Below are 12,541 nucleotides of genomic sequence, written 5' to 3' on the forward strand. Positions count from 1 at the left end.
CCGCGCGGAACTCCGCGTCGAACTTCCGTCTCTTGCCCGCCATGACTCCCAACTTCCCCTGCAGTCACGGTCTCTACGCTACGAGGGGAAGGTCAATCCCGTTCCTTCTCGGCAAACCACTGCAGGTGGCGGCGGAGCTCCGGAAGCAGGAAATCGGGCAGATACACGGTGCGCTTGCCCGCGCGGGACTTGGGGTCGCCGGTGACCCGCCGTCCGTTCGTCAGCTCGGGGGACGCTTGCGTGACGCGCAGGGAGCATTCGTCGAGATCGACACTGTGCCGGCGTAGCTCGGCCAGTTCCTCCGGGCGGAGGGAGGCGAAGGCGCCCAGCAGGACCATCAGGCGCCAGCGCGGGCCCATGGCTTCGGCGAGGTCGAAGACCTGCTCGATGGTGGCGGTGGGGCGTTCGTCGGCCTCCTCCTTGCCCGCGCCTTTGATGCGGCACGGGTTGGTGCGCAGGAGGTCGTCGTCGACTGCCGTCTGGAGGATGGCCTTCAGCAGGCGGTACGACTTGGCGACGGTGGTGGCGCCGGTCGCCTTCAGGCGTTCGGCCCGCCAGGTGCGGATGGAGGGCGGGGTTATCTCGTCCAGGTCCTTGCCGCCGAAGGTCGGCAGGATGTGGAGGCGCAGCAGGCCGTCGTAGCGGTCGAGCGTGGTCGGGGCCAGTCCCCGCTCCTCCATCCAACGCAAGGCGTACTTCTCAAAGTTCACTGCACCGGCGTCCGGGTCCCGCCAGTGGTTGCGCTCGATGTCGGCGCGGGTGAGGTTGAGCCAGTCCTGGGCGTCAGACCTGGTCTCGAATGTCTCCGGTGCCTTGTGCCGCTGCCCGTCCGGGCCGAGGTAGCGGGCCTGCCAGCGGCCGGAGGCGAGCTTGCGTACCGTGCCGAACTCACGTCGCCGCTGGGGCTTGCGTCCTGCCATCAAGCTGCCCTTCCGTAGCGGACACGGGTGCGGCGGGCAGGCTCGACCGTGCGCGCCTCGACGTACTCGGTGATCGCGCTCTCGGGGATACGGACGGGGCGGCCGAGTTTGACGTATCGGATGCGGCGCTCGGCGATGAGGCGGCGGACGAAGCGTTCGCCGGTGCCGAGCATGTCGCCGGCCTCGGCCACGGTCAGGAGGCGGTCAGGCATTCGCTATCCCCTCCTGGGCGGCGACGCGGGCGATGTGCTGGGAGCCGGAAAGGGCAACGGTCGTTGCGGGTCGGTGCAAGGGCGACGGATCCTTACTCGGGGGCAAGATGGCAGGCCACTCAACGGGAGACTTCGCTATTCGGCGGGGGTCTCCAGGAGGAGAGCCAGGGGCGAGATTCGTAGGGCTTGCGCGAGGACGACGAGGTCGTCGATGTCGCAGCGGCGTTGGGCGCGTTCGATGCGGGACAGCATCGTGTTGGTCATCGGGCGGCCGATGGCGGTGACGCGGGCGGCCAGTTCGCGCTGAGCGAGGCCGCGTTCGGTGCGGAGTATTTCGATGGTGCGGGCGGCCCGCATTCCGGCCGGCCCTATTTCCAGGGATCGTGCTGCCATGGCTCCATTTGTAGCTTCCATTTGCCGGTTTGGTTAACCGGCGATCGTCGGCTATGTTCCGTCGCGCGGACGGACAGAAGTGCCTTCGCGGTGGGTCATGGGGCTCCGGTAGGCGTTGCCGCCACCACTCCACGGGTGGCGCTCTGACGTGGGGTGTTGTGTTGTAGCTTGCCGCCTCAGGAGGAGTCAACGGGGTCCTCATGTGATCCTTCTGGCTCCGTCTGACGGTGCATTATTTCTGCAACCGGCGATCTGGGTTTATCGTTTTGGTGATGCCACGCGGCACGCGTTCGCCGTCAGCTGTCTGAATTCCCGGCGGAATGCTGGACTCGTGCGGCATTGATGTGGCTGTCTTGGCTATACGCCACCGGCTCCCCCGTGCCCTCGGCACCGGGCTGTGAGCCCCCCTTCCCGTGCATCGCCCGACAGGGGCCGACCGCACCCCGTCCTGACCTAGGAGCCGCCACCCGATGAGCTACGACGCCCGCGAATGGGTGTGGGAGCACAGTCGCAGCAAGGGCACCGCCCGCATGGTTCTCGCCCTGATCGCCGACCGGTGCCGCGACCGGTACTGCGTCGCGTACGCGTCCGTGCCCGCCCTCATGAAACGCGCCAACGCCTCCCGCACTGCCGTGCGCGACGCGCTGGCCAAGTTGATCGCCAGCGGCGAGCTGGTGACGCTCGCCGACCGCAAGGGGCCGCGGGGAGAGACGTACTACTGCCTCCCGGTCGCCGCCCGGTTTCTCGCCGAACAGGCAACGGAGGGGGACCGGATCCCGGCCCTCGGGGGGTCGGAATCCGACCCTGCTGAGCCCTTCGAGGAGGGATCGGAATCCGACACCGGGGAACGGAATCCGGCCCCCAGGGGGGTCACATTCCGACCCTCTGGGGGTGCGGATTCCGACCCCCAGAACAGTAGAGAACCGAAGGTGAACGGTAAGAGCAGCAGCTCTGCCCCGCTCCTCTCCGCCACCGAGTGGCAGATCGACGACGACGCCCGCGCATGGCTCCGGCAGCACGGCCACCTCGACCGACTCGGCGAGCACGCCCTGCACACCGCCGACGGGAAGTGGCGCACCTACCGGAGCTCGTGGGCACCGCGCACCGCCGCCGCGTGGGCCGCTGACTGGCGCGCGTGGATCGCCCGGGAACACACCCCCTCCCCCGGCCGCCCCAACCTCTACGCCCTGCCCGGTGGAAACCCCACCGCCGCAGCCACCGGCATGACGCGCTCCGAGGCGCACATGGCCGCCCTGCTCGCCGCCCTCGACGAACCGACCGGAACGGAGTAACCCGTCTTTGGACCGACGTGAAGCCGCCGCTGTACTCGCCTTCATCGGGCGCCTCGATCCCCGCACCGTCCGCACCGGCACGGGCGAAGCCCGAGACCAGATCGACCAGTGGCAGGAGCTGCTCGACGACGTGCCCTTCGCCACCGGCCACGGCTGGGACGTCCGCGAGGCGATACGGTCCCATGTCCTCGACTCGCCGTACCCGATCCTGCCCGTGGACATCGCCCGCAGATGGCGCGCCCACCGACGCGACCGCCTCGACCGGCACACCGACCCCGCCCCAACCGCCGATCCCGACGATCCCGTCGCCTGGCGCGCCGAACTGCTTCGCTCTCGGGAGGCTGTCGCCGCCGGCATGGCCGCCTCTTCGACGCACCGGCAGATCTCCAACGGTGACCGACCTCGGGACGTCGAAGAGCGCGTACGCGAGGCCGGGTCGTGCATCCCGCCGGCCGTCCGCGCCGAGCTGGCCCGCTACCGTCCGACCCGCGCCGCACGCGAGGCCGCCGTCGCCGAGGGCATCCCCGATGCGCTCGATGTCCGGTGCGACTGGTGCCACGCACCCGTGGGCTCCCCATGCCGTCGACGCAAAGCGAGCCTTGATGGAGCCACGCGGGGCAATGCTGTACGTGTGACTCCCCACCCGTCGCGCGTCGAACGCGCCGCTGCCCGGCGGGACCGACGCCGAGCTGCGTGACGTCGAACGGCTTCGCTCCTCGCGGCAGTGTCGTGGGAAGTCGACCGTCGGTCCCGGACGACGTGTCGTTCACGGTCCCGAGGAACCCTTCAGCGACCGTGTCCCGGGGACCGTGCTGACCGCTTTCGGGGACCGGTCCTCACTGAAATCGCAGCTCAGGTGGCCTTTCGTGCCGGTCCCCAGAGCGGCCCCAAGACGGGACCGTCCCCCGCAGCGGCCTTCGGTCCCCAGGGGGACCGGGACCGTGCGGTGGCACCGGGACGGTCCCCGTGACGGCGTGTCAGCGGGACCGTCCCCGATGAGCGTCGCATCACGGTCCCCAAACGTCTGGGGACCGTGCAGCACAGCACTTAGGGGGCCGGCCGCCCTTGCTGTCCTCACAACGGCAGCCCCGGCCTGATGGCGCCTGCCGCAGCTCACACAACCGTTGAATCGCCCCGGCTACTGGCCTCATTTCATCGCTCGACGGCTCAGCCCCCTACCGACCACACGACCGGAGAAGCACACGTGCACGACCGACGCCACGAACACACCAACTGGCAGGAGACACCCATCACCCCAGACAACCGCGCAGCAAGTTGTCGGGTAAGGAGTCCTTACCCGGCCCCCGCCCCGGAGGGTGCGGAGGTGCCCGGCGCAGGGGCACCGGGGTCGGCCGGCCCAGGGGAGCCGGCCGAGGGAGGGGGTACCGAGCCGTCGTCGAACTTGCCGCAGCAGCGTGCGCCACGTCGCCGTCTGCGTGACAAGCAGCTGCGCGAGCACCGCGTCCATCCCCGCTACAACTACGCCGAGATCGCTCTCGTGAAGAAAGCCGCCGCCCTCAGCCGTATGAAGCCCGGAGGCTACGTCGCCGAGTGCGCGCTCGCTGCCGCCCGCGCCGATGACCCCACCGCAGCCGTAGCCGACTACCGCGCCATGGTGAAGACCCTGATGGCCGCCAACGGGCAGCTCGGCAAGGTCGGCAACAACCTCAATCAGCTCACCCGGCATCTCAACAGCGACGGCGCCTGGCCTCACCCCGACACAGTGCAACGGCTCCTGGACCGCGTCGAGGCGTCCATCGCTGATCTGGACACCGCCATCGCCCAGATCACAGAGGGGCGGTGAGCCATTGATCCCGAAGATCATCCTCGGTAAGGGGCCACAGGCCACGCGCCGCACCATCGGCTACCTCTTCGGAAAGGGCCGGGCGAACGAACATGTCGACCCGCACCTGATGGCCTCCTGGAACGGCTTCGCTCCGGACCCCGGCCGCAGCCCTCACCGCGCCCCCAAGAAAGTGGAGGCCCAGCTCGCCGTACAGCTCGACCAGCCCGTGAAGATGCTGGGCGACAAGGCACCCCAGTACACCGTGTGGCACTGCCCCGTCCGGGCCGCGCCCGAAGACCCGATCCTCACCGACGACCAGTGGGCCACCATCGCCCGCCGGATCGTGGCCGCCGCGGGCATCGCCCCCGACGGGGACGAGAACGCGTGCCGCTGGGTAGCTGTCCGCCACGCCGACGACCACATCCACATCGCCGCGACCCTCGTCCGCCAGGACGGTCGTCGCCCCCAGCGCGATTACGACCAGCGCGCCGTCCAGCGCGAAGCCCGCCAGATCGAAGTCGACTACGGGCTGAGGCGGTTGAAGCCAGGCGACGGAACCGCAGCCAAGCGCCACACCAGCAAGGAGCACTTCAAGGCCAAGCGCTTGGGCCAGGACGCCACCTCCCGCGACGTCCTGCGCCTGCGGGTCCGCCGCGCCGTCGCCGCTGCGGCCGGCGAGGACGAGTTCCTCGCCCTGCTGGACGCTATGGGTGTGAACGTGCGCCTCAAGCTGGGCCCGTCCGGCGACGCGCTCGGCTGCAACTTCGCCCTGGTCGGCGACACCAACGACGTGGACGAGCCGGTGTTCTACGCGGGCTCCACCCTCGCACCCGACCTCTCCCTGCCCCAGATCCGCCAGCGCCTCGCCACCACCAGCCCCGAGCCCGTGAGCGTCCGCGGGACCAGCCCCTGGCACCAGGCCGCCGCTGCCACCGAACGCATCCCTCACCACCTCGCCCGCAGCAACGCCGAAGCCGCCCAAGGCCAACTGGCCGCCCTTGGCGGAGCACTCGACCTGCTCCCACTCACCGCTCCCGCCGAAGCGCGGGCCGAACTCGAACGCGCCGCCGTAGCGTTCGAGCGCGCTACCCGCTCCCGCATCGCCGCCGACCACGCCAGCGCACGCGTCCTGCGGCGCAGTGTCCATGCCATCTGGAAGGACCCCGCAGGTCATGGGGACGGGGCGGGGGTGGCGATGCTGCTGGATGTCGCGCTCACCGCGGTCGCCTACGCGATGCACTGGCACCGCATCCGCCATCACGCCCAGCAGCAGGCAGCAGCCGAGCAGGCCATCATCCACCTGCAGGTTGCATACGCGCGGATCTCCGAACCGGTCTTGGCCGACCTCGCCAGCCGCACACCCACCCCGCAGACCAGACGCCGCTACGCCCACCACCTCCGAGAGGCAGTCCCGCAGCACGCCGAACGTGTCCTGTCCGACCCCGCTTGGGACGCCCTCGCCGCGGCGCTCGCCGAGGCCGAAGCAGCTGGGCACAACGCGACCACGCTCCTCGACCGGGCCCTCGGCCGCCGCTCGCTGGACGACGCCCACAGTCCCGCCCGCGCACTGACCTGGCGTATCCGCCGCCTCGGCGAAAGACACGCACCGGGCCCACGAGCCCAAGCAGCCAACGCGCGCCACATCGCCGTGTTCGCCACTGTTCCGCATCCACAGGAACCTCAGACACGGCGGCACTGATCGCCCCTACTCCGACCGCCACCATCACCGACGCTGGTCGCGCGACACCGCACAAGGAACGTCCATGCCCCCGGCCCTCTGATCCTCAGTGGATGGGGGCTGGATCAGCTCCGGTACCGGGCAACGGTGTATGCGCCCGGGCCGGTCAGGGTGCCACGTCCGGAACCGTCGGTCATCTCGACGACATCGAAGCCGGCAAGTGTGGTGTACAGATCCAATTCGCGCGGCGCCAAGACACGTCGGCGGATCACGTCGTGGGCTTCCTCGCCCGTACCCAGCACCCAGCGGCGACGCACTGTGTTGATCTGTGCCCGCAGGTCCCACTCGTAGTTGATGGTTACGCTGGCGGTGCCCAGTCGGGTCTCAACACTGACCTGCTGTGGTCCGGGACTCTCGGTGGGGGCTACCGGGCAGCAGAGGACGAGAAGCGTCCCTGGGCGGGCATGTGCAGCGAAAGTTCGGAACACCGACTGGATGCCTTGGTTGTCGTGCACGTAGGCGAGCGAGTTGCCCAGGCAGGCCAAGACGTCAGCGGTGCGGCCGAGCCGGACGGTGCGCATGTCGCCCGTCCGCACATCGAGCTCAGGCCGCGTCCGATGTGCGTAGTCGACCAGGCGGGGCTGGAGATCCACCCCGATGCAGTCGTAGTGCTGTGCCAGCAGTTCCAGGTCCCTGCCTGTGCCGCAGCCGAAGTCCAGCAAAGATCGCGCGTCCGGGCGGTGACGGTCGATGAGCTGTCGGCAAATGCGGACGCTGTCGCTGTCGGCCTGCACGGTGTCGTACAGCTCAGGGTCCCGGTAGAAGAGGTTCGATGCTTCCAAGTGATCCGGTTCTGAGGTGTGCAGGCTGCTCATGCAAGGCTCCGCAGTCCGACTTCCAGGGCCAGTGTGTCGCACAGCAGGTCGGGCACCACGGCGGCGCGTTCTGCGTGGTCGCGGGCCCGGACAAGGGCTTCGGGATCAACGTAGCCGAGGTCGACCAGCAGCGAGTCGTGGAGCATGTCGTCCAGGAGCGGAAGTCCGTAGGTGCGCAGGCCCGACTCCATGACCGCGAGGAAGTTCTCCGGCTCGGTGGGGGCCGCGACGGACTCCGGCAATCCCGCGCGCCGCAGCCGGTCGCGGAACATAGCCTTGCCGCGCTTGTGCTCGTGGGGCAGTTGTTCCATGAACCGGACCATCCGAGGGTGGGCCAGCGGGGCTACCGGCCAGATGCCGAGCTTCAGGTAGGCCGGGTTGTGCAGTCCGAAGGCCATGAGCGTGGGCACGGGGAGAACGGGGGCGGGGGCGAGGTTCTCGTTCACCTGGGCCAGGGCCTTGGTGGCCTCTTCCCCTAGCCATGGCACGGCTTCGACCGCGGGCAGTTCGGCGTTCGTACGCGAGTGGTGGGCGTTGACCTCGTCCCCACCGCCTCCCGTGAAGATCACTTCACTGCCGCAGGCGGCCACGTGCCCGCGGACGACGTCGAACGCCTCCTGGTAGAAGGCTCCTGCCGGGTCGTGCGGCAGTCTGCGCTCCCGTACTCCACCCGGCACGAACGGCGGATGCTGCATGGCCGGGACGGCGGTGTCCCGTAGTCCCAAGTGGTCCACCAGTGCACCGCGCCGATCACGCTGTAGCCGGCCTATCCGGCCGCCCATGAGCAGCCCGAAGGTGTGCACGGAGCCGAAGCCGACTACGGCAGTTGAGAGTGCGACGTTGCCCGAGTCGGCGCCGCCGGATACCTCGATGGCGACGCAGTCCGCCGTAGAACGCCACTCGGCCACGATCTCGGTCAGCAGCGCATCGAACATGTCTACGGGATCCACTCCGGCGCGCAGGCTTCGGGGTTCCAGCACGTGCCGGGCGGGCTCGGGGTGGGCGATGGTGAGCCCTCTGGTCGTGAAGACGGCTGTCGCCCGTTCCGTGAGCCGGTGTACCCCGTCGAAGAGGGTGTCGCTGCTGTATCGGTGCTGTCGGCTCAAGGTGCGTGCGACGACGCGTGGGTTGAGACGATCGGGCCGCAGGTGAGGCCGGAGATCGGCCAAATCCCAGGAGCCGTAGAGGTCTTGTCCTACCGATACGAGGTAGAGCGGCGCGGTCCCGAACACGCCGGCCGAGACCTGGATCTCGCCCGGGCGTACGAGCAGTGACGTGTAGTCCGCTTGCCCGCCCTTGTCTTCCCGTACCAGCACACAAACGCCGGCTCCCTGCCCCGGCACGAGTTCTGCATTGAGGACCCCCGCGTGAGCGGGCCTGATCCAGCTCTCACCCTGCATCCAACGGTCCGTGTCCCAACACCAGCCCATGCCCCGGGTGTCTGCCAGCCGCACACGAAACGAGAGCACGCCATTTCTCCATTTCCAATGGGGCGGCGGAGCAGGGCGCCAGCCTGCTCCGCCGCGTTCATGGGCAGATCAGCTGCAGTGGTCGCCGTTGTTGTCGCCGCCGCCCGGCATCTTGTCGAGCAGCGCCGCGTCCATGCTGGGGACGCCGGTAATCAGGTCGCCGGTGAACAGTTCGTCGATGTCCATGGCTGTTCCTCTCCTGCGGAGTGGGTGGAGGAGCCCCGCAAGCCGCGGAGCCCTGGACCCGTCCCGGCCGCCGGCAATCGGGCGACTGGGACGGGGGTTCATTGGTGGTGCTGCTGTCACGGCACCAGCAGGCCGGCGCGTGGTGGGGTCCCGCTCTGGCCGAGGGGGAGAACTCTGAGCCCCCGCCCCAGTGGGGAACCGGGTCTTCCTGGGGGCTCGCACAGCCAGAGCGGGGGTTGGTGAGTGCCCGTTGAACGGGCACGGGGGTGGTCAGTCGGGGGCGGAGTACCAGAAGGCCCAGGCCACGGGCGTCGTAGAGGCGATGATCAGGGCTGACAGCAGCCACTGCCGCCAGCCGTAGGGGGCACCGCGTCTGTTGCACATCCGGCTCACCATCCCCGCGAGACAGCCAAGGCGATCGAGCCACCGAGCGCGAGGACCGAGACGATGTAGACGGCTTGTGCCGTGAGCTGGTTCCTCACGGCTCGCTGCGGGCCTTCTTGGGTTGCGAGACGATGGGTGCGAGGCCGGGCGGGCTGATGAAGAGGCGCCGTGCCTGCTCCTGATCGGGCAGGGTCGCTCCAGGCCGGCGCACTGGCAGATCGGTAGGGGCTTCGCTAGCCATCGGCTTCCTCTTTTACTTGTGTCTCGCGGTAGACGTCAGCGAAGCGCCTGGTCAGCAGGCCGACTTCGCGCATGTACTGGTACGCGCTGAACTGGGTCGACTCCGCGGAGGGCCGACGCGTGAGGTCAAGGACCCGGTAGCCCTCCCGGAACAGCGCTTGTACCGCCGGGTCCACGTCGAATCCGAGATCCTCGGCCATCAGCACCCTCAGGTGACCGATCAAGTCCCGGGTCGTCGCGTCGATCACCGAACGCTCGGGCATAGCCAGTCCGACGGCGAGCGCCGTCTCCACGGACTCGTCGACCGCGTCCAGGGCTATCGGGGTCTCCGCCGACTCATTCGTCGTGGCGCTCTGCGTGCCCATGTCCGCACCCTTTTCCGATGTCGCCCGTTGTCGTGACTGACAACATCCAGGAAACCGGCAGGCGTTGGCGCAGACCACGGCATCCATGAGGCGGTCCTGGGACAGTCCTGGGACAGACGGGCGCCGCCAGGGTAGACACGAGTCGAAGCGTGGAAAGGGGGCGGTATGGGGCTTGCGGAGCGGCGCAGGGCGCTGGGCTACAGTCAAGAAGGGCTCGCGCACGCCCTCGGCGTGGACCGACGTACGGTCGGGCGCTGGGAGACTCGCGAAACCACGCCGCAGCCGCCACTTCGGCCGCGACTGGCCGAGCTGCTGCACCTCGACCTTGACGAACTCGACGCCCTGGTGGGACAGCCACAAGCAGCCCGTCCGGAGTCAACAGGGTCGCCGTCTCGCGACCACCACGGCTCAGGGGACCTCGACGACATGATCCGACGCCAGTTTCTGCGCGCCATAGCCGTCACCAGCGCCCTGGTGGCCCTGCCCGACGACGAGAGCGAATCACTCACCGAAGCTGCGCAACGGGGGACGTCCGGTGACTTCCTGCGCATGAACGGTCACCTCTGGCAGGTCTATCAACTCGCTCGCGCCAAAGGCTCCGTATATCCCATCGTCCGCGACCAGCTCACCGCACTCAACGACACCCTCGACGGCCAACCACAGGTCGAGACACAGGCCCTGTGCAGCGCGGCCGGCGACCTCTTCCAGCTCGCCGGCGAACTGGCCTTCGACGGCAACCGCTATACCGACGCTGCCGCCTCCTACACGCTCGCCGCTTCCGCCAGCAAGGAAGCCAAGTCCTATGACCTGTGGGCATGCTCGCTGGTGCGGCACGCATACGTCGACCTCTACGAGCAGCGCTTTGCCGACGCCGCCGGCACTCTCTCAGCCGCCGAGAGGGTGGCCCGGCGCGGGGACAGCTCGCTGTCCACCCGCTACTGGATTGCCTCCGTCCAGGCCGAGGCATACGCCGGCCTCGGTGACCTCCCCGCCTGCGAGCGCGCACTGGACGAAGCGGAGAAGGTGACCGATATGACCGGACCGATCCACAACGACGGCTGGCTGAGGTTCGACGGCTCCCGTCTCGCCGAGGAGCGCGGCGCCCGCTACCTCCAGCTCGAGCGCCTCGACCTTGCAGAGAAGGCCCTCGCCACCGCCCTCAGCCAGGACATCCTCGCGTCCGGCCACTCCTTCCGGCGCCGTGGCGCTGTACTCACCGACCTCGCATCCATCGGCGCCAAGCGCCACGATCCGGACCAGGTCCTCACCTACGGCCGCGAGGCACTCCAGCTCGCCCGAGAAACCTCCTCTGGCTACGTCACCCGTAGACTCCAGAGGCTGCTAAACGACCTCGGTCCCCTCGCCCGCGATGCTCGTGTGGTCGAGCTGGGCGCCGAGATCGACGCACTGAACACGACGTGACGAGAGGGAAGGCATGTCGCAGACCGAGGGCGCACGACTGTTCCGCGAGGCTTGGATCACCGGCGTACACAAGCACTTCCCCGGCGAGCCGAAGCCCGGCTACGTCACCCCCTGGGAAGACACCCCTGACTGGGAGCGCCAAGCCGCCGGCGCCGTCTACGACCAGGTGCGACAGTTCCTCGACCTCAGCGACCGCCACGCCACCCGCCTCTCCCGCGAGCAGAAGAGCCGCTTCGTCGCCACTTGCTGGACCGCCCAGATGTACCGGCACTTCGAGAACCCCAAGCCCGGCTACGTCGCCGACTGGCCCGACCTGCCCGACTGGCAGAAGGAGACCGACGCGGACATCTTCGAAGCGATCGAAGAAGCCACCAGCTGATCATTTCAGAGCACTGGTCAGCGGTCCGCTTCTCTCCTGCAGCCGCAAGCAACTGGTGCATAGCCGATGAGCCATGTCGGGCTTTGGCGCTGTTGAGGCGGTCTCGGGTTGACCATGGTTGTCGGTAGGGGATCTATGCAGGACGCGAGCAAAGTAGCGAATGCCAGTCCGGAGTGGTCCGCGCTTCTGGAGGCCGTCTTTGCCATGGGGAAACGGTTGGGTATGCGCTCCAGCGACGCACTCCGGCCCGTTGATGTGGTGGAGGTGAGTGTCGTCGCCTCGATCCGCCTGCCCAGTGGCCGGCTCATGGTGGACTCTCCCTGGCCGGAGGGTCGGCCCGGTCGCGAGTTGGCAGAGCGGATACCTCCGGGAACCTACGGCGTGGAAGCATCCTGGGTCGAGGCACCTTACGAATTCATGGGGGAGTCCTTCGACGGCCGGGAGTGCGCGGCATTGCGTCTGCTCGTACGGAACGAACCGGTATCCGTGTGGGAGATGACTCTCGGTGTGGACGAAGACGTTGAGCAGCTCGTCTCTGGCGATGAGATCGGGTTCGAGACGGACACAGCGATGGGGGCTTTCGCTGACGCTTGCAGTTGGCAGGCCCTCACCGAGCCCTTCCGACAGTTTTGGGAGAGACACGAGCAGCTTCCTGGGGTCGCCATCGACCGTGAGACCAAGAAGGTGCGCTCTGGCGAGTTTGAGATGGTCACCCACCATGCCAGTCAGGCGGATCTACTCACCTGCCCCGCCGAGGAAGGCGTGACGGCCGTATGGATGGGGCGCACGGCAGCCGGTGAGGTGGCGACCGTAGCCGTCGCCCCGTATCTGTCTTGGCTGGCGTAAGACGCCATCCGCTTTCCGAACGTGATCGTTTAGTTCGGGCTGGGTGGGCATGAACTCCGGTTGGCGGCGGGAGAGATGGGCGTGGTTCGTCCGT

12 protein-coding genes and 1 pseudogene are annotated in these 12,541 nt (G+C 68.5%); 7 read left to right on the forward strand and 6 right to left on the reverse strand.

The genetic code is table 11. The features are described 5' to 3' along the window. Positions 1-95: 95 nt before the first annotated feature. The 3 genes and pseudogenes from HDC93_RS37060 to HDC93_RS37070 form a co-directional block, all read right to left on the reverse strand. A pseudogene (locus tag HDC93_RS37060) lies at positions 96-920 on the reverse strand (tyrosine-type recombinase/integrase); the annotation flags it as partial. Beyond that, positions 920-1,132: a helix-turn-helix domain-containing protein gene (locus HDC93_RS37065; protein ID WP_185015162.1), complete on the reverse strand. Its 213-nt coding sequence runs from the start codon at positions 1,130-1,132 to the stop codon at positions 920-922. The gene HDC93_RS37065 and the pseudogene HDC93_RS37060, both read right to left, overlap by 1 nt. Positions 1,133-1,267: 135 nt before the next feature. Then, positions 1,268-1,525, reverse strand: a complete 258-nt coding sequence (locus tag HDC93_RS37070) for a helix-turn-helix domain-containing protein (RefSeq protein ID WP_185015163.1) — start codon at positions 1,523-1,525, stop codon at positions 1,268-1,270. A 470-nt stretch (positions 1,526-1,995) separates the two neighbouring features. Here HDC93_RS37070 and HDC93_RS37075 point away from each other — a divergent pair, with 470 nt between their 5' ends. The 4 genes from HDC93_RS37075 (at position 1,996) to HDC93_RS37090 (ending at position 6,302) form a co-directional block, all read left to right on the forward strand. After that, complete coding sequence (locus HDC93_RS37075; protein ID WP_185015164.1) at positions 1,996-2,817, forward strand: helix-turn-helix domain-containing protein; 822 nt, start codon at positions 1,996-1,998, stop codon at positions 2,815-2,817. Positions 2,818-2,824: 7 nt separating this feature from the next. Beyond that, positions 2,825-3,514, forward strand: a complete 690-nt coding sequence (locus HDC93_RS37080; protein ID WP_185015165.1) for a hypothetical protein — start codon at positions 2,825-2,827, stop codon at positions 3,512-3,514. Between the two features lie 705 nt (positions 3,515-4,219). Next, positions 4,220-4,621 (forward strand): plasmid mobilization protein, encoded by a 402-nt coding sequence (locus tag HDC93_RS37085; protein ID WP_221517588.1) that lies wholly within the window; start codon positions 4,220-4,222, stop codon positions 4,619-4,621. A gap of 4 nt (positions 4,622-4,625) precedes the next feature. Continuing rightward, on the forward strand, positions 4,626-6,302 hold the full coding sequence (locus HDC93_RS37090) for a mobilization protein (RefSeq protein ID WP_185015167.1): 1,677 nt from the start codon (positions 4,626-4,628) through the stop codon (positions 6,300-6,302). Positions 6,303-6,406: 104 nt separating this feature from the next. Here HDC93_RS37090 and HDC93_RS37095 read toward each other — a convergent pair whose 3' ends face one another. The 3 genes from HDC93_RS37095 to HDC93_RS37105 all read right to left on the reverse strand — a co-directional run bounded on the left by HDC93_RS37095 (position 6,407) and on the right by HDC93_RS37105 (position 9,800). After that, positions 6,407-7,156 carry a bifunctional 2-polyprenyl-6-hydroxyphenol methylase/3-demethylubiquinol 3-O-methyltransferase UbiG gene (locus HDC93_RS37095; protein ID WP_185015168.1) on the reverse strand — a complete coding sequence of 250 codons (750 nt, stop codon included), beginning with the start codon at positions 7,154-7,156 and terminating at the stop codon, positions 6,407-6,409. Continuing rightward, on the reverse strand, positions 7,153-8,472 hold the full coding sequence (locus tag HDC93_RS37100) for an asparagine synthase (RefSeq protein WP_311774733.1): 1,320 nt from the start codon (positions 8,470-8,472) through the stop codon (positions 7,153-7,155). Before HDC93_RS37100 ends, HDC93_RS37095 begins: the two co-directional genes overlap by 4 nt. Before the next feature lie 956 nt (positions 8,473-9,428). Continuing rightward, the gene (locus HDC93_RS37105) at positions 9,429-9,800 is read right to left on the reverse strand and encodes a hypothetical protein (RefSeq protein WP_185015170.1); all 372 of its coding nucleotides are present in this window, start codon (positions 9,798-9,800) and stop codon (positions 9,429-9,431) included. 165 nt (positions 9,801-9,965) lie between these two features. On the opposite strand from HDC93_RS37105, the gene HDC93_RS37110 reads away from it, so the two are divergent. From HDC93_RS37110 to HDC93_RS37120, 3 genes are all read left to right on the forward strand, one after another. Beyond that, on the forward strand, positions 9,966-11,222 hold the full coding sequence (locus HDC93_RS37110) for a helix-turn-helix transcriptional regulator (protein ID WP_185015171.1): 1,257 nt from the start codon (positions 9,966-9,968) through the stop codon (positions 11,220-11,222). Positions 11,223-11,235: 13 nt separating this feature from the next. Next, a complete protein-coding gene (locus tag HDC93_RS37115) occupies positions 11,236-11,601 on the forward strand; it encodes a hypothetical protein (protein ID WP_185015172.1) in 366 nt (121 codons plus the stop codon). A 135-nt stretch (positions 11,602-11,736) separates the two neighbouring features. Further along, entirely contained in the window at positions 11,737-12,447 is a 711-nt protein-coding gene (locus HDC93_RS37120) for a DUF4241 domain-containing protein (RefSeq protein ID WP_185015173.1), read from the forward strand. The last annotated feature ends 94 nt before the right edge of the window (positions 12,448-12,541 follow it).

This window comes from Streptomyces sp. AK010, from assembly GCF_014207295.1.
Lineage (GTDB): Bacteria > Actinomycetota > Actinomycetes > Streptomycetales > Streptomycetaceae > Streptomyces > Streptomyces massasporeus.